This is a genomic window from Flavobacterium sp. (genome assembly GCF_043756175.1).
Classification (GTDB): Bacteria; Bacteroidota; Bacteroidia; order Flavobacteriales; family Flavobacteriaceae; genus Flavobacterium.
Window position 1 is genome coordinate 23206 of record NZ_JAYURN010000170.1, and the last position, 25563, is coordinate 48768.

At 30.6% G+C, this 25563-nt stretch carries 21 protein-coding genes and 2 tRNA genes; 11 read left to right on the forward strand and 12 right to left on the reverse strand.

Going from position 1 to position 25563, the window contains the following annotated elements:
- Positions 1-83 precede the first annotated feature (83 nt).
- The 4 genes from ACH2BP_RS13175 (at position 84) to ACH2BP_RS13190 (ending at position 2504) form a co-directional block, all read left to right on the forward strand.
- On the forward strand, positions 84-299 hold the full coding sequence (locus ACH2BP_RS13175; RefSeq protein WP_395060628.1) for a DUF350 domain-containing protein: 216 nt from the start codon (positions 84-86) through the stop codon (positions 297-299).
- Positions 300-1796 (forward strand): polyamine aminopropyltransferase, encoded by a 1497-nt coding sequence (locus ACH2BP_RS13180; protein WP_395060630.1) that lies wholly within the window; start codon positions 300-302, stop codon positions 1794-1796.
- Positions 1797-1939: 143 nt separating this feature from the next.
- The gene (locus tag ACH2BP_RS13185) at positions 1940-2290 is read left to right on the forward strand and encodes a hypothetical protein (protein ID WP_395060632.1); all 351 of its coding nucleotides are present in this window, start codon (positions 1940-1942) and stop codon (positions 2288-2290) included.
- Positions 2274-2504 carry a hypothetical protein gene (locus ACH2BP_RS13190; RefSeq protein ID WP_395060634.1) on the forward strand — a complete coding sequence of 77 codons (231 nt, stop codon included), beginning with the start codon at positions 2274-2276 and terminating at the stop codon, positions 2502-2504. The genes ACH2BP_RS13185 and ACH2BP_RS13190 overlap by 17 nt, the downstream gene beginning before the upstream one ends.
- 8 nt (positions 2505-2512) lie before the next feature.
- Here ACH2BP_RS13190 and ACH2BP_RS13195 read toward each other — a convergent pair whose 3' ends face one another.
- The gene (locus ACH2BP_RS13195) at positions 2513-3379 is read right to left on the reverse strand and encodes a DMT family transporter (protein WP_395060636.1); all 867 of its coding nucleotides are present in this window, start codon (positions 3377-3379) and stop codon (positions 2513-2515) included.
- 99 nt (positions 3380-3478) lie between these two features.
- On the opposite strand from ACH2BP_RS13195, the gene ACH2BP_RS13200 reads away from it, so the two are divergent.
- A complete protein-coding gene (locus ACH2BP_RS13200) occupies positions 3479-4021 on the forward strand; it encodes a heavy-metal-associated domain-containing protein (RefSeq protein WP_395060638.1) in 543 nt (180 codons plus the stop codon).
- A 169-nt stretch (positions 4022-4190) separates the two neighbouring features.
- Here ACH2BP_RS13200 and typA read toward each other — a convergent pair whose 3' ends face one another.
- The 5 genes from typA to proS all read right to left on the reverse strand — a co-directional run bounded on the left by typA (position 4191) and on the right by proS (position 8317).
- The gene (typA, locus tag ACH2BP_RS13205; protein ID WP_395060640.1) at positions 4191-5987 is read right to left on the reverse strand and encodes a translational GTPase TypA; all 1797 of its coding nucleotides are present in this window, start codon (positions 5985-5987) and stop codon (positions 4191-4193) included.
- Positions 5988-6160: 173 nt separating this feature from the next.
- Positions 6161-6412, reverse strand: coding sequence for a 30S ribosomal protein S20 (rpsT, locus tag ACH2BP_RS13210; RefSeq protein WP_091472866.1), 252 nt, complete (start codon positions 6410-6412; stop codon positions 6161-6163).
- A gap of 159 nt (positions 6413-6571) precedes the next feature.
- Positions 6572-6643, reverse strand: a tRNA-Glu gene (locus tag ACH2BP_RS13215).
- Positions 6644-6674: 31 nt separating this feature from the next.
- Positions 6675-6746, reverse strand: a tRNA-Glu gene (locus ACH2BP_RS13220).
- A 92-nt stretch (positions 6747-6838) separates the two neighbouring features.
- Positions 6839-8317 carry a proline--tRNA ligase gene (proS, locus tag ACH2BP_RS13225; RefSeq protein WP_395060642.1) on the reverse strand — a complete coding sequence of 493 codons (1479 nt, stop codon included), beginning with the start codon at positions 8315-8317 and terminating at the stop codon, positions 6839-6841.
- A gap of 103 nt (positions 8318-8420) precedes the next feature.
- Between proS and ACH2BP_RS13230 the strand changes: the two genes are divergently transcribed.
- The 3 genes from ACH2BP_RS13230 (at position 8421) to rimO (ending at position 12601) form a co-directional block, all read left to right on the forward strand.
- Positions 8421-9440, forward strand: a complete 1020-nt coding sequence (locus ACH2BP_RS13230) for a hypothetical protein (protein ID WP_395060644.1) — start codon at positions 8421-8423, stop codon at positions 9438-9440.
- Positions 9441-9511: 71 nt separating this feature from the next.
- Positions 9512-11026: an OmpP1/FadL family transporter gene (locus ACH2BP_RS13235; protein ID WP_395060646.1), complete on the forward strand. Its 1515-nt coding sequence runs from the start codon at positions 9512-9514 to the stop codon at positions 11024-11026.
- Positions 11027-11299: 273 nt separating this feature from the next.
- Positions 11300-12601, forward strand: a complete 1302-nt coding sequence (gene rimO / locus ACH2BP_RS13240) for a 30S ribosomal protein S12 methylthiotransferase RimO (RefSeq protein WP_395060648.1) — start codon at positions 11300-11302, stop codon at positions 12599-12601.
- A 94-nt stretch (positions 12602-12695) separates the two neighbouring features.
- Here the strand turns inward: rimO and ACH2BP_RS13245 are convergent, their stop codons facing one another.
- The gene (locus tag ACH2BP_RS13245) at positions 12696-13079 is read right to left on the reverse strand and encodes a DUF1573 domain-containing protein (RefSeq protein ID WP_395060650.1); all 384 of its coding nucleotides are present in this window, start codon (positions 13077-13079) and stop codon (positions 12696-12698) included.
- Positions 13080-13255: 176 nt separating this feature from the next.
- On the opposite strand from ACH2BP_RS13245, the gene ACH2BP_RS13250 reads away from it, so the two are divergent.
- Both ACH2BP_RS13250 and ACH2BP_RS13255 read left to right on the forward strand, forming a co-directional pair.
- Positions 13256-14509 carry a sensor histidine kinase gene (locus ACH2BP_RS13250; RefSeq protein ID WP_395060652.1) on the forward strand — a complete coding sequence of 418 codons (1254 nt, stop codon included), beginning with the start codon at positions 13256-13258 and terminating at the stop codon, positions 14507-14509.
- Complete coding sequence (locus ACH2BP_RS13255; protein WP_395060654.1) at positions 14509-15198, forward strand: response regulator transcription factor; 690 nt, start codon at positions 14509-14511, stop codon at positions 15196-15198. The genes ACH2BP_RS13250 and ACH2BP_RS13255 overlap by 1 nt, the downstream gene beginning before the upstream one ends.
- Positions 15199-15335: 137 nt before the next feature.
- Here ACH2BP_RS13255 and ACH2BP_RS13260 read toward each other — a convergent pair whose 3' ends face one another.
- The 5 genes from ACH2BP_RS13260 to ACH2BP_RS13280 form a co-directional block, all read right to left on the reverse strand.
- Complete coding sequence (locus ACH2BP_RS13260; protein ID WP_395060656.1) at positions 15336-17453, reverse strand: response regulator; 2118 nt, start codon at positions 17451-17453, stop codon at positions 15336-15338.
- Between the two features lie 65 nt (positions 17454-17518).
- A complete protein-coding gene (locus ACH2BP_RS13265; RefSeq protein WP_395060658.1) occupies positions 17519-18394 on the reverse strand; it encodes a TorF family putative porin in 876 nt (291 codons plus the stop codon).
- Positions 18395-18418: 24 nt separating this feature from the next.
- Positions 18419-20518: a response regulator gene (locus ACH2BP_RS13270; RefSeq protein WP_395060660.1), complete on the reverse strand. Its 2100-nt coding sequence runs from the start codon at positions 20516-20518 to the stop codon at positions 18419-18421.
- 113 nt (positions 20519-20631) lie between these two features.
- Positions 20632-22830, reverse strand: coding sequence for a B12-binding domain-containing radical SAM protein (locus ACH2BP_RS13275; RefSeq protein WP_395060662.1), 2199 nt, complete (start codon positions 22828-22830; stop codon positions 20632-20634).
- 42 nt (positions 22831-22872) lie between these two features.
- Positions 22873-23667: a phytanoyl-CoA dioxygenase family protein gene (locus ACH2BP_RS13280; RefSeq protein WP_395060664.1), complete on the reverse strand. Its 795-nt coding sequence runs from the start codon at positions 23665-23667 to the stop codon at positions 22873-22875.
- A gap of 302 nt (positions 23668-23969) precedes the next feature.
- On the opposite strand from ACH2BP_RS13280, the gene bshC reads away from it, so the two are divergent.
- On the forward strand, positions 23970-25559 hold the full coding sequence (gene bshC, locus ACH2BP_RS13285) for a bacillithiol biosynthesis cysteine-adding enzyme BshC (RefSeq protein ID WP_395060666.1): 1590 nt from the start codon (positions 23970-23972) through the stop codon (positions 25557-25559).
- Positions 25560-25563: the final 4 nt, after the last annotated feature.

The window sequence follows — 25563 nt, forward strand, 5'->3', positions numbered from 1 at the left end:
GCGAAAAAACAGAAAAAGATAAAAATACAAGAGTAAATAGATTTTATAATTCAAATAATTACCAACACAAATAAGTTTAAAACATGGAAGATTTTTTATTAAAACCACTCGTTAATTCAATTATTTATTCGTTTTTAGGGTTTGTAATCTTATTGATTTGTTATTTGGTGTTAGAAAAACTAACGCCGGAAAATACTTGGAAAGAAATTGTTCAAAACAAAAATTCAGCACTTGCCATAATATTTGCAGCTTTCATATTGGGCGTTTCTTTTATTATAGGAATGTCAATTCATGGATAAATGAAAATTGAAAGACTCATATTATTTACAATTTTTATAATTTCAACTTGCGGTTTAATTTATGAATTAATTGCTGGCACAATTGCAAGTTATTTATTAGGAGATTCTATTACGCAATTTTCATTGGTTATTGGAATATATTTATTTTCAATGGGAATTGGTTCTTTTTTATCAAAATTCATAACGAAAAACCTAATTAGTAAGTTTATTGAGATTGAATTATTAATAGGCTTAATAGGCGGCTTAAGTGCACCCATATTATTTTTAATATTTAATTATGTAGATTTTTTTGAGTTTTATCTTTATTTTATTGTGTTTTTAATTGGTTGTTTGGTAGGTTTAGAAATTCCTATTTTAATGATTATTTTGCAAGACAAATTCAAGTTTAACACTTTAGTATCTAATGTTTTTACATTCGATTATATTGGAGCTCTATTGGCTTCTATAGCTTTTCCAATTTTTTTTGTTCCTAAATTCGGATTGATAAATACGTCAATAATTTTTGGAATTATAAATGTTATTGTAGGTCTAATCATGTGTTATATTTTTAAAGATCTATTAAAAAATAATTTTTATATAAAAGTGAAAGCTTTCTTAATGCTAATTGTTTTAATTATAACTCTTTTAAATGCTGATAAAATATTGTCCTTTTCAGAAAAAGGTTTGTATGGGGAAAATATAATTTTCGCAAAAACAACAAAGTATCAACGGTTAGTTTTAACGCACGAAAACAGTGATTACAAATTATATTTAAACAATAATTTACAATTTAGTTCTTTTGATGAATATCGTTACCACGAAGCTTTTGTTCATCCTGCAATTTCTTTGTCTAAAAACATAGATAACATATTAATTCTTGGTGGAGGTGACGGAATGGCGGCAAGAGAAATTTTGAAATATAACGATGTAAAAAAGATTACGTTAGTCGATTTAGATTCTGAAATGACAAATGAATTTAAAACTAATAAGCTATTTGTAAAATTAAATGAAAATTCATTAAACAGTCCAAAAGTTAAGACAATAAATAAAGATGCCTTTATTTGGTTGGATAAATATGCGTTCAAATATGATATTATTTTTATTGATTTTCCTGATCCATCTAATTTTAGTTTAGGGAAATTGTATTCTACTAGTTTTTATAAAAAAGTAAAAAGCCACTTAAATGTTAACGGAACAGTTGTTATTCAATCTACCTCTCCTTTTTTTGCTCCTAAATCTTTTTGGTGTATAAATACTACTTTGAAAGATACTTTTGTAAACACAATTCCATATCATGTATATTTGCCCTCTTTTGGAGAATGGGGATTTAATTTGGTTTTTAATGGAAATGAAAAATCGAAAATTATTAGACAAGTACCGAATTTAAAATTTTATGATTTTAAATTCAACAATTTTTGTTTCTTTTCAAAAGATATGCAGTCCAGTGATTTAATAATAAATAGATTAGATAATCAAAATTTGGTAACAATTTTTAATCAAGAATGGAGTAAATATTAAAAGAATTTAAAATAAAAGATTGCAACACATAGTTTTTACCAAAGTGGAAATTTGAGTAAAAAACACTTCTAAACACTACAATCTTGGGGAAATAGATGATTTAAAAGAAGCCAAAAAACAAGTTGTAAAAATCAACAATTAACATGGAATTAAACCACCCCGAATTAGTAGATTTACTTAAAAAAGCCTATTCTGCGGAGAAAGCTGCGGCATTTGCATATCAAGGTCATGCCGCTTCTGTAAAGGATGAAATGGAGAAAAAAGAAATTCGTCAAATAGAAATTGACGAATGGTTACACCGCAAGGAAGTATTGCAAATCATGAATGATTTTAATATTTCTATTTCAAAATATTATGAGTTCAAATTTTATATTATTGGCAAAGTGATTTTCTGCAAGCTGTCATATCATAGGCTGGTTTATGCCTTTTTATTTTGCTGGCAGATTAGAAAGCAGCAATGTTTGCGAGTATTTCAGAATGAGACAATACTTTAATTCACTTGAAATTAGTAATTATGATGAGTTACTATACGATATGGGAATAAAAGAAAAAGAGCATGAAATTTATTTTTTAGAGAAAATCAAAACCAATAAGTTTTTACCATACTACGAAAAATATTTTTCTTGGGGAAACAATCAAAGCTTCAACAATATCGATTTAGACAAAAAATACCCTTTCGAAAACTCTAATCATTATTGTAAGAAATAATAATTAAATTACTTTCTGGTGGCCATATAAACACCTATTAAAATTACAAAAGCACCCAAAAACTGTAAAGGATTAAGCATTTCCCCATCAAGAATTCCCCAACTCATTGCCACAATAGGGATAAAATAAGTTACTGACGAAGCTGTTAGTGGCGATGTTATTTGTACTAATTGAAAGTACAAAATATTAGCAACTCCAGTGCCCAGAACACCAAGTATCATAATAAATAAAACCGAAAATTGAACATCAGTTTGTGTCATTACAGTTGTAAAACCAGAACCAATTAAGATGACAATTGCCGGAATTAATAATACTGCAAAATTTCCTGTTGTAATACTAAGCGGACTAACATCGGACAAGTGTTTCTTTATTAAATTTACATTTAAAGCGTAACAAATCGTGGCTACAACAACTAAAGTTGTACAAAAATAGTTGGTCTGAGCCTGTCCGAAATTTCCATTAACAACTAATAATAAACAGCCGCTAAGCCCTAAAACAACACCTATTATTTGATTTCTTCTAAAAGAAAATCCAAAAGCCAATGCTCCCAAAAGCATAGTATATAAAGGTGTTAAGGAATTTAAAATTCCGCTAACAGAACTTTTTATTCCCGTTTGTGCATAAGCAAATAAGAAAACAGGAAGAAAGGTGCCTAAAAAAGCGGTTAAGATTATAAATCGCCATTTGTCAATTGGTATTTTAGCTAGACTTTTAAAACCTATAATAAGTAGAAATGTAGCTGCAAAAATAATTCGTAACGAGCCTAACTGATAAGGATTTAGACCTACCAAACCTCTTTTTATTAGTATAAATGAACTTCCCCAAATAAGCGAAAGTGCTATTAATAAAACCCATTTATTATCTTTAGTCAGCATAGTCTAATTTTGAATTCCCAAAATTCTGTTATTTTTATGAATATCAAATCCTTTTTTGCATATTTTTGTTAATCAATTTTAATAATTAATTTTTGTACTATGAAAAATATCAAAATAGCATTAGGAATACTAATTGTAACTTCTTCAATATTTGTGAGTTGCAAAAAAGAAAATGTAGAAGATAAAACTGAATCAGCTTCGGTTTCTCCAGCAATTGCAAAAGCGGAAACGACAAGTTTCAATGTTGAAGGAATGACTTGCGCTATGGGTTGTGCAAAAACAATTGAAAATAAATTGGTAAAACTTGAAGGTGTACAAAAAGCTACAGTTGATTTTGACAAAAAAACGGCAACCATACAATATGATGCAACGCTACAAACTCCAGAAAAATTAGTAGAAACTGTTGAAGCTGTCGCCGATGGCAAAACGTATAAAGTTTCTAACGTAAAATCATCTGCTGATAAAGCAATGTTGTATCAAGAAAATCCAGTTCAAGAAAAACCTAAAAAAGTTAGAAAATCTAAAAAGGCAAACCTAGAGGCTAGTACTGAAACTGCAACTGCAACTCCAGTTGTAACTGAAAAGAAAGCGGGATGTTGTGCTGCAAAAAAAGCATGTTCTGAGAAACCAGCGACTATGTAATATATTATTCCTAAGTCTAAAAAAAGCAACTCATATGAGTTGCTTTTTTTATTTGCATTCCTTTCTTAATTAAGTTGACGCGAAATTAATTTAATTCAAGATTAAGTAATTATAACAGAAAAACCATCAACTTACGTTGATGGTTTTCAATATTTTGTAAGATTTTAAATTAGATTTTAAATCTTTTTCTATCCGTTTCTGTCAAATAGATTTTTCTTAAACGAATAGATTTTGGTGTAACCTCAACATATTCATCTTTTTGAATGTACTCTAAAGCTTCTTCAAGAGAGAAAATAATCGGTGGAATAATTCTAGCTTTTTCATCATTTCCAGAAGAACGAACGTTAGATTGCTTTTTCTCTTTGGTTACGTTTACACACATATCATCACCACGAGAGTTTTCTCCAATTACTTGACCTTCGTAAATTTCAGCATTTGGTTCAACAAAAAACTTACCACGATCTTGCAATTTATCGATAGAATAAGGAATAGCTTTTCCTTTTTCCATAGAAATTAACGAACCTTTGTTACGTCCAGAGATTTCACCTTTGTAAGGCTCGTATCCAATGAAACGGTGAGCCATAATAGCTTCTCCCGCAGTAGCAGTAAGTAATTGATTACGCAATCCAATAATTCCACGAGATGGAATATTAAATTTTATAATCATACGCTCACCTTTAGTTTCCATAGAAAGCATTTCACCTTTACGTAAAGTAACAAACTCTACAGCTCTTCCTGAAAGTGTTTCTGGTAAATCGATAGTTAACTCTTCAATTGGCTCACATTTTCTACCATCAATTTCTTTGATGATAACTTGTGGTTGACCGATTTGCAACTCATACCCTTCTCTTCTCATTGTTTCAATAAGAACTGATAAGTGAAGTACTCCACGACCAAAAACCATAAATTTATCAGCCGAATCAGTTTCACCTAACTTCATCGCTAAGTTTTTCTCTAATTCTTTTGTTAAACGATCTCTAATATGACGAGAAGTTACAAATTTACCCTCTTTACCAAAGAAAGGAGAGTCATTAATTGTAAATAACATACTCATTGTAGGCTCATCGATAGCAATTGTTTGTAAAGCTTCTGGATTTTCAGCATCGGCGATAGTATCTCCAATTTCAAATCCTTCAACACCAACAATAGCACAAATATCTCCAGCAATTACTTCTTGAACTTTCTTACGGCCAAGACCTTCAAAAGTATGTAACTCTTTAATTCTAGATTTCATTGTTGTACCATCTCTTTTACACAAAGAAATTGGCATTCCTTCTTTTAGCACTCCTCTTTCTAATCTACCAATCGCGATACGACCTGTAAAAGCAGAGAAATCTAAAGATGTGATCAACATTTGTGGTGTTCCTTCAGAAACTTTAGGAGCAGGTACATTTTCGATAACCATATCTAATAATGCTTCTACATTATCAGTTACGTTTTCCCAATGGTCAGACATCCAGTTGTTTTTAGCTGAACCATAAACTGCTGGAAAATCCAACTGCCATTCTTCAGCACCTAATTCGAACATTAAGTCGAAAACTTTTTCGTGAACTTCTTCAGGAGTACAGTTTTCTTTATCTACTTTATTGATAACTACGCAAGGTTTTAGACCTAAATCTAAAGCTTTTTGTAATACAAAACGTGTTTGTGGCATTGGTCCTTCAAAGGCATCTACAAGTAGACAAACTCCGTCAGCCATGTTCAATACTCTTTCTACTTCTCCACCAAAATCGGCGTGACCAGGAGTATCTATAATATTAATTTTTGTTCCTTTGTATGTAACAGAAACGTTTTTAGATGTAATTGTAATTCCTCTTTCACGCTCTAAGTCGTTGTTGTCTAGAATTAAATCACCTGTGTTTTCGTTATCACGAAATAGTTGACAGTGATACATGATTTTATCAACCAAAGTAGTTTTACCGTGATCGACGTGAGCAATAATTGCAATGTTTCTAATAGATTCCATCTGTGTTTTTTTGTGGGTGCAAAAGTACATAAAAAAATACATAAATCATAGTATTCTTTTATCTCTTTAATTTTGAAGTGAATATGTTAGCGTTTTACTTACATTAACCGACAGTTAAAATCATAAAAAAAGCTCCTAAAAAAGGAGCTTTTATAAAATTTGAACACAAAATATTACAAAGAAGAAACGAATCTAGTTAATTTAGATTTTAAGTTTGATGCTTTGTTATCGTGAATAATGTTTTTCTTAGCTAATTTATCAATCATAGAGATTACGTTTGATAATTTTGCAGAAGCATCAGCCTTCACAGTTGACAATCTTAATGCTTTGATCGCATTACGAGTTGTTTTGTGTTGGTATCTGTTTAACACTCTTTTCTTTTCGTTGCTTCTAATTCTTTTTAAAGCTGACTTATGATTTGCCATTTTCTTTGATTTTTTTAATTGTAATAATTATTTATAAACTATCAGTTAAAAAAGAAAAACCTCCCACAATTGTTTTAGCAATCACTTTGGTTTTAACTAATAAAATAAAAACTCGAGACACCAAGTTTGAATTTTAGAAAACTTATTTACAACTAATTGTAGCCCGTAGGGGAATCGAACCCCTCTTACATGGATGAAAACCATGCGTCCTAACCGATAGACGAACGGGCCTTAGACTTTTTTGTAACCTCAATAACTTATGTAGCCCGTAGGGGAATCGAACCCCTCTTACATGGATGAAAACCATGCGTCCTAACCGATAGACGAACGGGCCATTGCATTATTTTGTAATGCGAGTGCAAAAATACAACTATTTTTTATTCTCGCAATAGTCAAATAACATTTTTTGCAAAATTTTATTTTATTTTAATACGCTTTTGCAAAAAGAACTCTTCCAATTGATGGTTTTCCAGTAAAAACACAGCTTCCTGACTCCTCTACTCTATCCAATGCAATACAACGAATTGTTGCTTTTGTTAGTTCTTTTATTTTTTCTTCAGTTTCAGGCATTCCGTCCCAATGCGCCGAGATAAACCCTGCTTTATTTTCAAGAACTGTTTTAAATTCTTCAAAATCAGAAACTTCAGTAATATGTGTATCTCTATAATGTAATGCTTTGTTGAATAAATCACTTTGAATCTCTTCTAACAAGTCACTTATGTATCTTGCAATTCCGTCTGCTTGTTTTACTTCTTTAGTCAAAGTATCACGACGAGCAATCTCGAAAGTTCCGTTTTCTAAATCTTTTGGGCCAACAGCGATTCTAACAGGTACTCCTTTCAATTCCCATTCAGCAAACTTGAATCCTGGCTTTTGAGTGGTTCTGTTATCAAATTTAACCGAAATATTTAGTTTTTTGAATTGCGCTACTAAATCATTGGCAACAGCCGAGATTTTTTCAAACTCTTCATCAGTCTTAAAAATTGGTACAATCACCACTTGTATTGGTGCCAAATTTGGAGGTAAAACCAATCCGTTATCGTCTGAATGTGTCATAACTAATGCTCCCATTAATCTTGTAGAAACTCCCCATGAAGTTCCCCAAACATATTCTTGTTTTCCTTCTGCATTTGCAAATTTTACATCGAATGCTTTGGCAAAGTTTTGACCTAAAAAATGTGATGTTCCTGCTTGCAAAGCTTTTCCATCTTGCATTAAAGCTTCAATACAATACGTTTCTTCAGCTCCAGCAAAGCGTTCTGTTTCGGTTTTTAACCCTTTTATAACTGGAATTGCCATAAAATTTTGAGCGAAATCAGCATAAACTTGCATCATTTTTTCGGATTCCTCGATTGCTTCATTTCTAGTTGCATGAGCAGTATGCCCTTCTTGCCATAAGAATTCGGCTGTACGAAGAAATAATCTTGTACGCATTTCCCAACGAACTACGTTTGCCCATTGGTTTATTAACAATGGTAAATCTCTATAAGATTGAATCCAACCTTTGTAAGTACTCCAAATAATCGCTTCACTAGTAGGACGAACTATCAGTTCTTCTTCCAATTTAGCGTTTGGATCCACCATTAATTTTCCCGGTTTATCTGGATCATTTTTTAATCGGTAATGTGTAACAATTGCACATTCTTTAGCAAAGCCCTCCGCATTTTTTTCTTCGGCTTCAAACATACTCTTTGGTACAAAAAGCGGGAAATAAGCATTACTATGTCCTGTTTCTTTAAACATTCTGTCTAATTCTGCTTGCATTTTTTCCCAAATTGCATAACCGTAGGGTTTAATAACCATACAACCTCTAACACCGGAGTTTTCAGCTAAATCAGCTTTTACAACCAGTTCGTTATACCATTTTGAATAATCTTCTGCTCTTGTAGTTAAGTTCTTGCTCATTTTGAATAGTTTGGCACAAATGTTGTACCTATGTTAAAAAATAAAATAGTTCGACAAAACTAACTATTTTTGTTATGTCCAACAATAAAAAACCAGATAGATTATGAAAACTTATTATTTTATAACAAAAAATTCATTCCTTAAATCCTTTGTGGTATTATTAGGTCTGACCGCTATATCTTGTGGTTCTTACCAAAATAAATCATATTATGACAATGATGGAATATATGGTGGAGAAAATCAAAAACCAACTACAGAAAGCACAGAACAAGCGCCTAAAACGGTTGAAGCAAACAAATACAAAGATTATTTTGGATCGAATGCTAATAATTATAGTACCGAACAAACTGAAGTTCTTACCGATGTAGAAAATTATTCGAGCGACAATAACCAGGGTGAAAATTCTAATTCCGAAAGTTATTCTAGTTGGGAAAACAGTAATGATCATATTACCATAAATGTTTACGATAATTATTGGGGAAATAACAATTATGGATATTGGAATAACTACTGGGGATACAGCCCTTGGAGAAGCGGCGTTTATTTAGGTTGGAACTCATGGAATTCTGGCTGGTATAATCCGTACTGGGGTTATTATGGATCTAGTTGGGGCTGGAATAATCCATATTATGGAGGATATTATGGCTATAACAACTACTATGGTTACAACAATAATGGTTATTACGGAAACAATTACACCTACAGCAACGGAAGAAGAGGCAGTGCATATAATGATAGATACGGAAATAATAATGGTGGCCGAAACTACACTTCAGGCAGAAGAAATAGTACATCAGTTTCTCCACGTAATAGTGGAGGAATAGACAATCCAAGATCAAACTTTACTCAACCAAGAAGGGAGCCAAGAACTAGAGACAATTCTGGAAATAACAATACTCCTAGAACTAGAGACAACGAACCTAGATCAAATAATAACACTCCTCGACCAAGAGTTGAATCTCCTAGAAGTAACAACAATGTTAATCCTAGAAGCGAAAGCCCAAGAACATACGAATCACCAAGAAGTGAAAGCCCAAGAAGCTACGATTCACCTCGTTCTTCCTACTCATCTGGAAGTAACGGAAGTTCTTCTGGTGGTGGACGTTCAGGAGGAAGAAGATAACAACAATTCATACAACCAATGTATTTATTTATAAATACATTGGTTTTTTATTGACATTAAAAATAAAATAAATGAAAAAATATATTACTCTTTTTGCGATCACACTTTGTTTTTCTGCAATGCAAGCACAAGAAGTTTCTGATGCTTATAGATATGCCCAGGACAATCTTACCGGAACTGCTCGCTTTAGAGCAATGAGCGGTGCTTTTGGAGCGTTAGGAGGCGATTTGTCTGCGCTAAATGTAAATCCCGCAGGATCTGTTGTTTTTGCAAACAATCAGATAAGCGTTACAGCTAGTAATCTTAATACAAAAAACAAGTCGAATTATTTTGGAAAACAAACTTCCGAAGCAAACAATTCACTTGATTTAAACCAAGCGGGAGCCGTTTTTGTTTTTGAAAATAATCGTGAGAATAATGATTGGAGAAAATTCTCTATTGCCGTAAATTACGAAAATGCAAATAATTTTGATAACTCATTATTCTCTTCAGGAACAAATAATAATTCTATTGATAATTATTTTTTGAGTAATGCTAATGGACTAAAATTAAGCATTGTAGACGGAACAGATTATGATTATAGTGAACTAACTTTTCAGGAACAACAGGCATATTTAGGATATACAGCTTATATTATTGACCCTGTTGATCCACTAAACCCAAACAATACTGCTTATGTTTCATTAGTTGCTCCAGGCGGAAATTATCATCAAACAAACACTACCGAAGCTACTGGTTATAATGGTAAAGTAACGTTTAATGCAGCAACGCAATACAAAGAAATATTAATGTTGGGAATTAATTTGAATACTCATTTTATAGATTATAAACGTTCAAGTAGATTTACAGAAACTAACAACAATAACACTTCGGCAGTTAATGATTATGTAAATAGAATTGCTTTCAATAATGATTTATATACGTATGGTTCGGGATTTTCGTTGCAATTAGGAGCAATTTTGAAACCAATAAAGGAACTTAGACTTGGTTTAGCATACCAATCTCCTACTTGGTATAAACTAAATGACGAACTAACACAAAGCCTTACGGCAGTAAGCGGAAACACTACTGGTAATTTACCAGAAGACGTTGCTGATCCTAATGTTACAGTTATTTATCCAGCTTATAAATTACAAACGCCTAGTAAAATTACAGGAAGTTTTGCTTATGTTTTTGGAAAAAGAGGATTGCTTAGTTTCGATTATAGTTTGAGAAATTATGGTAATTTAGAATTTAGTCCTAAAAAAGACGAATATTTTCAGTCATTAAATAATGATATAGCTTCAAGTACTAAAGGAACATCTTCTGAATATAGAATTGGTGGCGAGTACAAGATAAACAAATTTAGCCTTCGTGGTGGTTATCATTTTGAAGAAAGTCCATACAAAAACGGAACTACAATTGGTGATTTGACTGGTTATTCTGGAGGAGTAGGTTATAATTTTGGAAACAAAAAATTAGATTTGGCTTATTCGACTTCGAAAAGAGATTCTAACCAACAGTTTTTCTCTCAAGGTCTTACCGATGCTGCGAGAATAAATACTGCAAAGAATAATTTAACACTAACATTGGCTTTTGAATTGTAAATATTAATTACGAATTACGATTTAAAAATCCATTAATTTTTTTTAAATCTGTGACAAAAAAATAAAATTTGATAAAACCGTTTCGTTCCTAAAAACGAGACGGTTTCTTTTTTTGCCCTGTCCCGATAGCTATCGGGAGAAGCGACATCCTTTTTTCCCGCTTTTTTTGCGGGAGAAAAGATATAGCGTACAGCAGGAAAAAGCTCCTAAAAACAAAAAAACATAGTAATTCAAGAAATAAAAGCGTAATTTTGCACTCCAAAATTTAAGTATATGAGAACCAAATCGTTAAAGAAAAATAAAATCAATGTAATCACTCTTGGGTGTTCTAAAAACGTGTATGATAGCGAAGTGCTGATGGGGCAACTCAAAGCGAGCGGAAAAGACGTGGTGCACGAAGAAGAAGGAAATATTGTGGTGATAAATACTTGCGGATTTATAGACAATGCCAAAGCAGAATCTGTAAATACAATTTTGGAATATGCTGACAAAAAAGAACGTGGATTAGTTGACAAAGTATTTGTAACCGGATGTTTGTCTGAACGTTACAGACCAGATTTAGAAAAAGAAATCCCGAATGTAGATCAGTATTTTGGCACTACTGAATTGCCTGCTTTATTGAAAGCTTTAGGAGCAGATTATAGACATGAATTATTAGGAGAAAGATTAACTACTACTCCAAAAAACTACGCTTATCTAAAAATTTCTGAAGGTTGCGATAGACCTTGCAGTTTTTGTGCGATTCCGCTCATGCGTGGAAAAAATGTGTCACAAACTATCGAAAAATTAGTAAAAGAAGCAGAAGGTTTGGCAAAAAACGGTGTAAAAGAATTAATTCTTATTGCACAAGATTTGACTTATTATGGTCTTGATTTATACAAAAAACGTGCTCTTGGCGAATTGCTAGAAGCGTTGGTAAAAGTAGAAGGTATCGAGTGGATTCGTTTGCATTACGCCTTCCCTACTGGGTTCCCGATGGATGTTCTTGAAATCATGAAACGTGAACCAAAGATTTGTAATTATATAGATATTCCGTTGCAACACATTTCTGATTCTATCTTAAAATCGATGAAACGTGGAACTACAAGAGAAAAAACGACCAAATTATTGAAAGATTTCCGTGCTGCTGTTCCTGGAATGGCAATAAGAACAACACTAATAGTTGGATATCCAGGAGAAACGGAAGAAGATTTTGAGATTCTGAAAGAATTTGTTCAGGAAATGAAATTTGACCGAATGGGTTGTTTTGCTTATTCTCACGAGGAAAACACTGGTGCTTATGAATTAGTTGACGATGTTCCAGACGAAGTAAAACAAGCGCGTTCGTTAGAAATCATGGATTTGCAATCGCAAATTTCTTGGGATTTGAACCAAGAGAAACTAGGACAAACTTTCCGTTGTATTATTGATAGAAAAGAAGGAGGACATTTTGTGGGAAGAACCGAATTTGACAGTCCTGATGTAGATAATGAAGTGCTTATAGATGCTACAAAACATTATGTAAAAACTGGCGAATTTGTAAATATAAAAATCATTGAAGCTACTGAGTTTGATTTGTATGGAGAACCAGCTTAGAAATATTAGATTTTAGAATTAAGATTTTAGATTAAAAACTCCGAAAAAACAAAATGTTTCGGAGTTTTTTTTTGTTGCCTAAATTTAATATTTACTAACTCTGAGTCACGGCAGTTTTTACAGTTCCTTTCAACGTTAAAACTTTTGGAGTTGCATCGGCATTTGTGGTAACTTTTACCGTTTTTGTAAACGCACCAGCATTTGCCGCATTATAAGTTGCTGTTACAATGCCTGATTTCCCAGCTTTTATAGCTTCTTTTGTGTAATCGGTAGCGGTACAACCACAAGAACCTTGCACATTTGTAATAATTACATCTGTTTTTCCTGTGTTTTTAAATTCGAAAATAATGGCTTTTGGTTTGCCTTGTGGAATTTCGCCAACATCGATAGTTTCACTTTTCCAAGTAATTGCCGAAACGGTTGCAAATGACATTAATCCTAATGTGAATGCCAAAAATGAAATTTTAATTGTGTTCATAATTTTAAAATTTAATTGATTAATAAATTGGTTTGTCAAATTTGATAATCCAAAAGTAGATGAAGAAAAGCTTGACTCTTGTTAACCAATTTCAAATGTTTGTTAATGACTTGTTAACAATGATTTTGAATGTGTTTTTTGAGTAAATTTGAACAGATAAAAAATACAATTCACAATTGAAAACTAATAAATTAAATACCATTATAGTTCTTGGACTTATTGCTACTATTGGGATTCTTATAGCGCAATTGTTGTGGACAAAACAAGCATTTACACTTGAAGAAAAGAAGTTTTCGCAAAAAGCACATATCGCTTTGCTCGAGGTTGTAAAGCATTTGTATGAAGGAACAAATCATGAATTACCAGTTGAAAATCCTATCAAAAAAATTGCCAATGATTATTATGTTGTAAATATTGACAATGATTTTGAGGCCGAGATTTTGGAGTTTTATTTGAAATCTGAATTCAAAAAAGCAAACCTTAACACCGATTTTGAATATGCCATGTACAATTGCCAAAGTGACGAAATGGTATATGGGAATTATGTTTCGGCAACGAATAAAACACCTAAAAACGTTTCTGTTTATTTCCCAAAACACAAAAATCTTATTTATTATTTTTCCATTCGTTTTCCTAGCGAGACTTCATATTTGTTCAATTCTTTACGGTTTTGGTTTATATTATCTATAGCATTAATCGTAGTTTTGTTGGTTTATGTATATTCTATTTACACAATTATTCAACAAAAAAAATATTCTGAATTGCAGCGTGATTTCATCAATAATATGACACACGAATTTAAAACGCCATTATCATCAATATTGATTGCTTCAAATTATTTGAAACAACAAGAAAGCATTAAAACTGATGAAAAATTAGAAAAATATACTCAAATCATCATTAACCAAAGTAATAAACTAAACAATCATATCGAGAAGATCTTGAATATTGCAAAATGGGATAACATTCCTATGACGCTAGAAAAACAAAAACTAGAGCTTATTCCAATTCTTGCTGATGTTATTGAAAATATAAAACTAAAATATGAAGGCGTAGATATTAAAACTATTTTACCAACTGTCTTCATCAATGCTGATGAGTTTCATTTTTTGAATTTGGTTTATAATATTATTGAAAATGCGATAAAATACTCCGATGACAAACCTGAAATTATTATAAAAACCTCTATGACAAAAACCCATTTATTATTAGAATTTATTGATAATGGAGCTGGAATTTCAGAAAAAAATTTACCTTTTGTTTTTGACAAATTTTATCGAATTCCGAACAAAAAAAGCCATGAAACAAACGGTTTTGGTCTAGGATTATATTATGTAAAAAAAGTTTGTACTTTGCACGAATGGAAGATTTTCATAAAAAATAATACTGAAAAAGGAATCACAGTTTCAGTACAAATGCAACTTATATAATGGCTAATTTTAGAATACTTTATACCGAAGACGATGAAACTTTAGCATTTTTAACCAAAGATAATTTGGAACAAAATCATTATACAATCACACATTGCAACGATGGTGAAGTTGCTTTAGAAACCTTCAAGAATAACACTTTTGATATTTGTATTCTTGATATTATGATGCCAAAAATTGATGGTTTCGAGTTGGCGACAGCTATCAGAAAATTAAATTCTGATATTCCTATCATTTTTCTTTCGGCAAAAACACTAAAGGAAGATCGCATAAAAGGATTAAAATTAGGAGCTGATGATTACTTAATAAAACCTTTTAGCATTGAAGAATTATTACTGAAAATTGAAATTTTCTTAAAGCGTTCTCAAAAACAAAATTTTGAAGAGAAGAACTTATATACTGTTGGCAAATACCAGTTTGACACTAAAAACTATGTGATTTTTAATGATAATGAAAAAATAAAATTAACCGAAAGAGAATCTGAACTTCTAAAATTATTTTTAGATAATAAGAATGTCGTTTTAAAACGGGAAGAAATCTTAAAGTCACTTTGGGGCGACGATGATTATTTTATGGGACGAAGTCTTGATGTTTTTATTTCTCGTTTGCGAAAAATATTGGCAAATGAAAAAGAAATTATTATCGAAAATTTACACGGAATTGGGTTTCGATTTAGTGTGGAATTGTAAAAAAATCTTTCTATTTAACGGAAATTCACAAAGTTTACACAGACACTCTCCAAGGAAATTTTAAAAAAAACTTTGTGAATCTTCGTGAAACCTTTGTGAATTATAGTGAAATAACCCCTCTAAATTAGAGAATTACATTATAAAGGAAGTGACAATTTTTCTATAATCTGATAAAGCAAGTCTTTTTTTATAGGTTTAGATATGTATCCTGAAAATCCTGCTTTAAAAATCCTTTCTACTTCTTCACTAGATGTGAAAGCTGTTTGCGCGATAATTGGTAATTTAGGTCTCATTTTTTTTATAATTTCAAAAGCTTGATGACCTGAGAGTTTAGGCATTTTTATATCCATTAATATCAAATCAATATCATTATTGTTTGATATAATTTCGACTGCTTTTTCTCCATCTTCGGCACGAATTATTTTGTAGTTTTTTGTTTTTAAAATTTTTTCGATTAGCAAAAAATTAAAGTTATCATCTTCGGCAACTAAAATAGTTACAACTGATTCGTTTTTTGGTAAATTCTCATTAAAACTATTTCCGTTTTGCGGCGCATCATTTCTATCTAATATTAATGGAATAGAAAATTTGAATGTAGAACTTACTCCAAACTCAGATTCTAAAGCAATTTGTCCGCCCAACGATTCTACATAAGCTTTTGCTAAAGTAAGCCCTAAACCTAAACCTCCGCCTCTTATAGAGTGGTCATTTTCTATTTTTATAAATCTTTTGAATATTATTTCGTAGCTATCTTTCTCAATTCCTATTCCCGAATCGATAATATAAAAGTTAATAATTGATGACTGAGAATCTATTTCGTAAAACAAAACTATACTTCCTTTATCAGTAAATTTTACAGCATTAGAGAGCAAATTGGTAAGTATTTGCACTAATTTTGGCTTGTCGGTTATTATTTTTTTAGACAACCCCGTTTTAGATTTTTCAATCTTAATTTCTAATTGCTGGTTTTTAGGAATGGTTTTTTTAATTTCATTTACTACATTTTGTACACATTCATCTAAATCGAAATCGATATATCGTGTTTCCACCTGATTGGCATCAATTTTTGACATTTCTATCAAATCATCAATAATCGAAACTAAATTTTTTCCACTTTTATTAATTATTTTTTTGTATTCTAATTCTTCAGTTTTCGAAAGTTCTTCATTATCTAATAAATCTGAAAAACCCAAAATGGCATTCATAGGTGTTCTTATTTCATGAGAAAGATTGGTTAAAAAAGCCGTTTTTAGCTTGTCACTTTCCTCTGCTTTTTGCTTAGATTTTTGAAGTTGTCGCTTTTGATTCTGATTTTCTTCAAAAAGTTTCCCTATATATCTAAATTCTCCTTTTATATTTTTAAGGGAATTTATAGCGCTTTCATCAGCATTTTCCAGAACTTTTTTTATTAATCTTATGGGTCTTTTTGCCCATTTTACGGCGTAATAATGAAATATCAATACTGACAACAAAAAGGCCAGAACAAAAATTAATAAAATATTTTTTGTGATTCTAAAATCTACTTTATAAATCCTGTTAAACAATAATTTAGAAACGGTTTTACCATTATAATCTTTTAATTCGATTAAGCTATAAACTAAGTTATCTTCTATCTTTTCTTTATCATCATGAAAATTAATATTAGAACTACTTATTTTTTCTAGAGTTGAAAAATAATTATTGTCTAACAATCTGATCATAAAAAAATAACCTGCTGGCGGGTACTTATTTTTAAACGGGTCATCAGATGGTTGTATCGTAGCGCCATAAACTTCGGCAATTCCTTCAGGAATTTTCATGTAAAATTTATCTATTTTTTTCTGATATAATTTAGCAAAAACCTCTTTTGGGATTATGTCTTTAGACTTAATTCTAGTATCCGAAACACTAGTAATAAATACTCCTTTATCATTATATGCAGAAAGATAATCTATTTTGTGGGTATCTAAAATATTGGCTACTGAGCGATTAAACCAATTTAAATCTTTTGTTTTTGTAAACGTAACAAACTCGTCCCAATAAGTGATATCGCTAATTACAGATATGTATGATTCCGAATTTAGGTCATTAAGTGACTTCATTTCGTTTCTATATTGCGCAACAAAATTGTTATAAATTTGTTTTTCCTGTCTTAATGTATAATAGTAAAGTGAGAAAAAAAGTATCGAAAATCCAATGGTTACAACAAATAATACAAATACAACTTTAGAATAAGTTGTTACTAGCCTTCGTTTGTTATTAAAGTTCACTATCATAATTAACTAATAATCATAAATGTAACTAAATTCAGTTAGATATTTAACATGAAAAATGATAAATTTTATTGATAATTAAATTTTGTTCCTAGAATAACAAAATTCCTACCAAATTGTTCTGTGTTTTCCATTGAAGCGTTGTGAATGTAATTTAAGTAAATAGGACATGAGAAATGTTTGTTTAAATCTAAATCTCGAGTCGCTATTATCCCAAAATTCACGAATGAAGGTTTATTGTAATCGCCAGCAGAATAATATTGAGCCTGATTGTTTAGCACCATTCCTATTACTGGTTCTATATTTATATTTTGAAATGTTTTTTTAGATACTTTTTCAAAAATATTTTCGAAAGAATAGCTTAATTCTACATAGGTTGTAAAATTTTGTTTGGGATTGCTTCCGTTACTATCAAACTTAAAATCATTTCCTGCAAGAAGCGTACTAATTGTTGCTTTGAGCGGTTTCCAAATACTCGAAAAATCGAAGAGCAAATTTGCATCGATAGTTTGTACACTATCATTTCCGTAGTTAAAGTATTTATTATTGACCCCTTCAACTTTATCTACAGATGGCCAATAATAATCATAAACTTGAATATTTAGATATTTATTTATCTTGTAAGTCAGACTTAAATCTATTTCCTGATAACTATTTGTAGTAGAGCCATCTGGAAAATAATAGTTTTTCAGGAAATTTGTACTTGCCCAAAAACCGAAAGTTAGCTTTTTATTTATGGCATAATTTAATGATGGTTGAACAGTTATATTATTTCCTCCATAAGATTGTCCTCGCCAAATGTAGCGACTTAAAACATCTAACGATGCCTCCCATTTTTTTTCTTTTTCTTTCGAAATGGTATCTATAGTCCACTTGTTTTCTTGCGAAAAACAACCGAATGAAAAGCATAATAAATTAACTATAAAAAGTATTTTTTTTTTCATTTTTATTATACTTTTTATATTAATTTACACTAATGTTTTAGCAATAATTTGGAATAATTTTTCTTTATTTATTGGCTTAGTAATATAATTTACAAAACCTGCTCGTTTCATTTTTTCTTGATCCTCAGACGAAGAATAAGCGGTTTGTGCAATAATTGGAAGTTCTGGTCTAAAAACTTTTATTTTGGCTAAAGCTTCGTAACCACTTAAAACAGGCATTTTTATATCCATCAGGACTAAATCTATATTTTTGTTATCTCTACAAATTGATACTGCCTCCTGTCCGTTTTTTGCTCTTATTATTTTATAATTTTTTAATCGCATAATTTTTTCGAGCAATAAAAAATTGATATTATCATCTTCAGCGACCAAAATTGTTTGGTTTTCTGCTGTTTCTTCTACAAATTGTTCAATTATTGGTAATGGAATATTTGATTCTTTTTTATCAAAAAAAAGTGGTATGGTAAATAAAAACCTAGAACCAACACCAACTTGTGATTGAAGAGATATTGTTCCGCCAAGCATTTCGACATAGGCTTTAGAAATTGCTAATCCTAATCCCAAACCACCAACTTTTATAGCATAATCGCCATCTATTCTTCTAAATCGGTTAAAAATTATTTCCTGATTTGCTTCATCAATACCTAATCCTGTATCGTTTATTATAAATGAAATTGTTGCGTTTTCGATATTTAATTCATACCCGAAAGTAACAAATCCCTGTTCGGTAAATTTAATAGCATTTGTTATTAGGTTTATTATAATTTGCTTTAGCTTAATTTCATCTGTTAATATTCTATTAGTAATTGGGTTTTCAGATTTGATTAATTCGAAATCGATAGTTTTTTCTTTAGGAATCGTAATTTTTATCTGGTTATACAATTCGTTCAAACAAGATTCTAGATTTACACTCGTGTAATTTGGAGAGATTTGATTGGCATCAATCTTAGACATTTCGACCAAATCATCTATTATATAAACCAGATTACTACCACTTTGCGTAATTACATTTAAATATTCTAATCGTTCTTTATTACTGAGTTTTGGGTTATTTAGCAAATCCGAAAATCCAACAATCGCATTCATTGGCGTTCTGATTTCGTGTGATAAATTGGTTAGAAATGCCGACTTTAAGTTGTCACTTTCTTCTGCCTTTTGTTTAGAAAATTCTAGTTGCTTTTTTTGTTTTATATTCTCTTCAAACATGTTTCCTATATGTCCAAATTCGACCGAACTATTTTTTAATGACTTAACCGCCTTTTTATTTCCCGTTTCTAAAACCTGTGTAATTAATTTTAGCGGCTCATGAATCCATTTTTTTGAAAAATAAAAATGAAAAAACATGCCTATTACGAATGCTATTAAAATTATATAAAGTATATTTTTTGTGGATTTGAAATTAACATTCAAATTTCGTTTGAAACTTAATTTTCCAACAACAACTCCTCTATAGTCTAATAAATTAGTGGTTTTTATTATTGTTTTATAATCGACGATAGTATCATTTTTACCTAAAAAACTAATTTCAGAACCGCTTATTTTTTCTAATTTACTAAAATAACTTTTATCTAAAACCCTAGCTATAAAAAAATAGGCCGAAGGTTTTGTTTTAATTTTTAATGGGTCATTTGAAGTATGAATTGTAGCGCCATAAACTTCAACTATCCCCTTTGGCAATTTTACATAAAACTTTACTAATTTATCTTTATATAGTTTTGGGAAAATTCCTTTAGGTATAAAATCAATTATTTTTATTTTATCGGAAGAAGATTGCATGATAAAATTGGATTGTAAATCATAAATTCCTACATAGTCAATATTATATAACTCTATATAAGTTGACACAGAGTCATCAAACCATTTTTTATCTTTTGTTTTTATAAATTTCACAAGTTCGTCCCAAAAAGTAATGTCTTTTATCGTGGTTATAATTCCTTCTGAATTAAGAACCAATAATGAATTAACCTCATTGTCAAACTGTTCTTTTGATGAATTGTATACTTGTTCTTCCTGTTGAATAGTGTAATAATATAAAGAAAAAAACAAAAGCAAAAAAGCTATACTAGATATAACATTAGAACATAAAATTTTTTTATAGGTAGAAATGTTATTAAATTTTATCATAAAAAAATATAGCTTTTGGAAATAACATATTATAAATTTAGTCAAAAAAAGTAAATAAATTAACACTTAATAATTTTATTTACTAAATAATAACTTTCAGAATTCTATTAATATTAAGAAAAGACTAAAAGTCCAAAATTCCTTAATGTATTTACTGGTTTCGAATACCAAAACAATTCAAAATCATCAAACGTATTTTCAAAATCAGTTTTTAATACTGAAAAAGTAGTTTTTTTGTCATGATGTACTGAAATAGTTTCTAGAGTTTTAATAAGCCAAGCGCCTTTTTCTTTTTCAATATCAATTACAAAAGCTTCTTTTTTGTCATGAAAAGTCATTTTTATCATTTCCCAAGAGTTTCCTTTTTTAGATTTGGTGAAAATTTCTGTTAATGGCTTTCCACCTATCCAAACGATTTTTGCCGATGGTTTGATATTAAAACTTTCTTCTTTTTGAAGTGAATTGTATATAAAATCTGGCTTTACTGTTGTTTTAGGAATCTTAAAATCGAACCAATCTTGCAAAGTATAATCGAAACAAAGTCCATGCATATAATTAAATAATGATTTCTTTAACCCGAAACTAAATTGTTCATGATCTATTCCTGTTTTGTCTCTAAACTGAATATCATTATTAGCGAAAGTAATCTTATTAGTTTGTGGAATTACACCAAATTCGTCAGGAAACATTCCCACTGGCGAATGTGCTGTCATCGCAAATTGATGCCAAAAACCAGATTGCAAAATACCCAATTCGAACAACTGACGAACCATTTCTAAACTATCTACCGTTTCCTGAATAGTTTGTGTAGGATAACCATACATGAGGTAAGCGTGAATCATAATTCCTGCTTCGGTAAAATTGCGGGTTACTTGGGCTACTTGCTCGACAGTTACTCCTTTTTTTATGAGTTCTAACAACCTGTCGGAAGCGACTTCTAATCCACCGGAAACAGCGATACAACCCGATGCTTTTAGCAAAACACATAAATCTTGGGAAAAGCTTTTCTCGAAGCGAATGTTTGTCCACCAAGTAACAACTATTTTTCGTTTAATTATTTCTAAGGCTAACTCACGCATTAATGCTGGCGGTGCGGCTTCGTCTACAAAATGAAATCCGTTTTCGCCAGTTTGCGCAATGAGTTCTTCCATTCTATCTACTAATGTTTTAGCGAGAATGGGTTCATAAACTTTTATATAATCTAAAGAAATATCACAAAAAGTACATTTCCCCCAGTAACAACCGTGTGCCATGGTGAGTTTATTCCATCGACCATCACTCCACAAACTGTGCATCGGGTTTGCGATTTCTATAACCGAAATATATTTATCTAACAACAAATCCGAATAATCCGGTGTGCCAACTTCACTTTGTTTGTAGTCTTTTTGAAGTGTGTCGTTTTTGTAAACGACTTTCTTATTTTCTAATAAAAATGTTCTTTTGAAGTGGACTTCGTCAAGCTCAGTCTGACAAGTATTTTGATATAATAATTCAAGTGGTAATTCACCATCATCTAAAGTAATAAAATCGAAGAATTCAAAAACACGAACATCAGTCAGAGAACGTAATTCGGTATTTGGAAAACCGCCACCCATTGATATTTTTATATCTGGAAAATGACTTTTAATAAATTGTGCACAACGAAAAGCACTATATAAATTCCCTGGAAACGGAACCGAAATACAAACTAATTTGGGTTGTACAATTTCAATTTTCCCTTTTAATATTTTTAAAGTAATCGCATCGATATAAGTCGGTTCTTTTTGCAAATGCGAGTACAAATCATCAAAAGAATTGGCACTTCGTCCCAAACGTTCTGCATAACGACTGAATCCGAAATTCTCATCGATACATTCGACAATAAAATCTGATAAATCCTCAAGATACAAAGTAGCTAAATGTTTGGCTTTGTCTTGCATTCCCATCGATCCAAAAGCCCATTCCATATCATCTAATTGCTCAAATCTAAAGGCTTCTGGCAAGAAATCTCCAGAGCAAATTTGTCTTGCCAATGTTGGATTATTTCCTTGCAGAAACGCAATAACAGCATCGATGGTTTTTATATATTCGTCTTTCAAGGCAAATATTCGTTGAATATTTGGAGAATTTGACTGTCCTTCGACAAGCTCAGAATGACAGAAAATGTCTTCTAATCCTTTTTTCGAAAATAATTCGAGAATGACTTCAATTCCCAAATCCATCTGAAAAGCCGAAATGTTTTTAGTGTTCAAAAAACCTTTTATATAAGCTGTTGCTGGATACGGTGTATTCAGTTGTGTAAAAGGCGGTGTGATGAGAAGCAGGTCTTTCAAAAGGAATTGTTTTTATTTGCAAAAGTAAATGATAATTATAAATTATATCCATTCTGTGGGTATTGTTTCTTCCTCAGGAAAATAAGTAAGATATTGTACCATTCGGGGAAGTTTTCCTTTATTAGGTGTTGCGCAATGAGGCAATGCTTGATGCCAGATTATAAAATCTCCTGCCTGACCAGTAATGGCTTTTGACTGTAATAATTTTGGGGCAATTTCCCTTGGATTTTCATTGGCTTGTAAATTGCTCATCCATGATGAAATATTATCATGAAAACCTGGCACACAATGGAAAGCTCCTTCATTATCATTACAATCAGACAAATAAAGAAGTCCTTGTAATTTATAAGGTATTGGTAATTTTAAACTAACATCCCAGTGAAGATTGCTTCCTAAAAAAGAATAATTTTCTGATATTGGTGGATTAAAGCTGACTTTATCGATCGTTTTGTATATTTTATTTGTTTTGTATAATTGTACATAAGCTTTTTGAATCTTGACAGATTCTCTATTCTTATTAAGCGTTGGGTGATTAGAAAAATTAAGCATTAAACCTCTTTTCTCTTCATGATTCTTATACCATGAAGTTGGATCTTCAGAATTTGCCCTTAAAAAAGTCCAAATCGCATTTTGAGTTGCCTCACAATCAGATCTTGAAATGGCATTTTTAATGACAACATAACCATTTTTGTCCCAAAAATCTAAATCTTCTTTAGTAAGAACCTCATCGATAATGTCATCTGCTTTTTTAATTTCATTCTTATGAAGACTAACCCAATCATTAAAGATTGATAAACTTGGCTTTTCATAATGAAGATAACGAACTGACTCTTCCATACTAATACCATTTTTATAGAGAAACTCAATTTCTTTAGTCCACGATGAATTCTCATCAGAAACAATCTTTGCGTTTGGATTTAGAATACGATTCCAAAAACTTTCAATCTTTACATCCATATAAAAAATCTTAAATTTTAACCAAAAGTAAGAAATTTACAAGCTTCTATTATTTTAAAATCGTTCAATTTATTTAAATGATTTTGGTGGTATTTTGAAAATTAAAAATTAAATCATAAGCCTATGTTAAACCGAATTTAGCTACATTATTTTTATTAATTTAGCAGAAATAAATTTCAATTATGCCAACTGACTGTATTAGTTATCAAAAATCAGGATATTTTTCTAAATTAATTATAGATTATTTAGAAAAAAAACCAGAATTAGAACAGTTATACAATAGTTTTCCTACTATTGAAAATTTTAAAAATCAAATTGAAGAAAAAGAAAAAAACTTTTATGGTATTGAAAAAAGAGAAGTTCTAGTTGATGTTTTAGAAAATCAATACTCTAAAATTGAGATTTCAGAACTAACAAAACAAAACATTTCACTTTTAAAAGACACCAAAACCTTTACAATTACAACTGGTCATCAACTCAATTTGTTTACTGGCCCACTATATTTTTTATATAAAATTATTTCTACTATAAATTTATGCAAACAACTAAAAGGTAATTATCCTGAGTACAATTTTGTTCCTATTTATTGGATGGCGACCGAAGATCATGATTTTGAAGAAATAAATCATTTTAATTTTAAAGGTAAAAAATTTAGATGGAATACCGAATCAAAAGGTCCAGTTGGAAGATTATCGACTGAAGGTTTATCTTCATTTTTTGATGTTTTTAGAACCGAATTGGGCTCTAGTAATAATGCAGAATCTCTAAAAAAACTGTTTTCTGATAGTTATTTGCAACATTCAAATTTAGCAGAGGCTACAAGATTTTTAGCAAATGAATTGTTTGGAGAATATGGTTTAGTAATTTTAGATGGTGATTCGGCAGCATTAAAAAAACAATTTATACCTTATATAAAAGACGAATTATTATATCAAAATTCGAACAAAAAAGTCCAGGAAAGTATTTCCAAACTTAAGGATTATTCGATTCAGGTAAATCCTAGAGAAATAAATCTTTTTTATATTGAAGATAAGCTTAGGGAACGTATTATTTATGAAGGAAACTATAAAGTAAATAATACAAACATCGAATTTTCTGAAACTGAAATATTAAATCTTGTAGAAATAAATCCAGAAAAATTTAGCCCAAATGTTATTTTACGTCCTTTATATCAAGAAGTTATTTTACCCAATTTAGCCTACATTGGTGGTGGTGGTGAGATTGCTTATTGGTTAGAACTGAAAGCGATGTTCGATTTTCATAAAGTAACTTTTCCCATATTATTAGTCAGAAATTCGGTAGTTTTAATTAATGAAAAGCAAGAAACAAAGATGACTAAATTAAATATTAGTTGGGAAGAATTATTCTTGAAACAACAAGTATTAATTGATGCTAAAACAAATGAGTTTTCTGAAATTAACATCGATTTTTCTGAGCAAAAAACACATCTCAAGAAACAATTTGAAGCTTTACATAATATAGTACTTAAAACCGACAAGTCATTTGCTGGAGCTGTAAATGCTCAAGAAAAAAAACAAATAAAAGGCTTAGAAAATCTTGAAAAAAGACTTCTTAAAGCTGAAAAAAAAGTACATACTTCAAAATTAGAAAGTATCGTTCAACTTCAAAATGAATTATTTCCAAACAAAAGTTTACAAGAGCGAAAATTTAATTTCTCAGAATTTTATTTAGAAACTGGAAACCAACTCTTCACAAAGCTAATTAAAGAATTAAAACCTCTTTCGGTATGCTTTTCAACGGTTAAAATCTGATTTT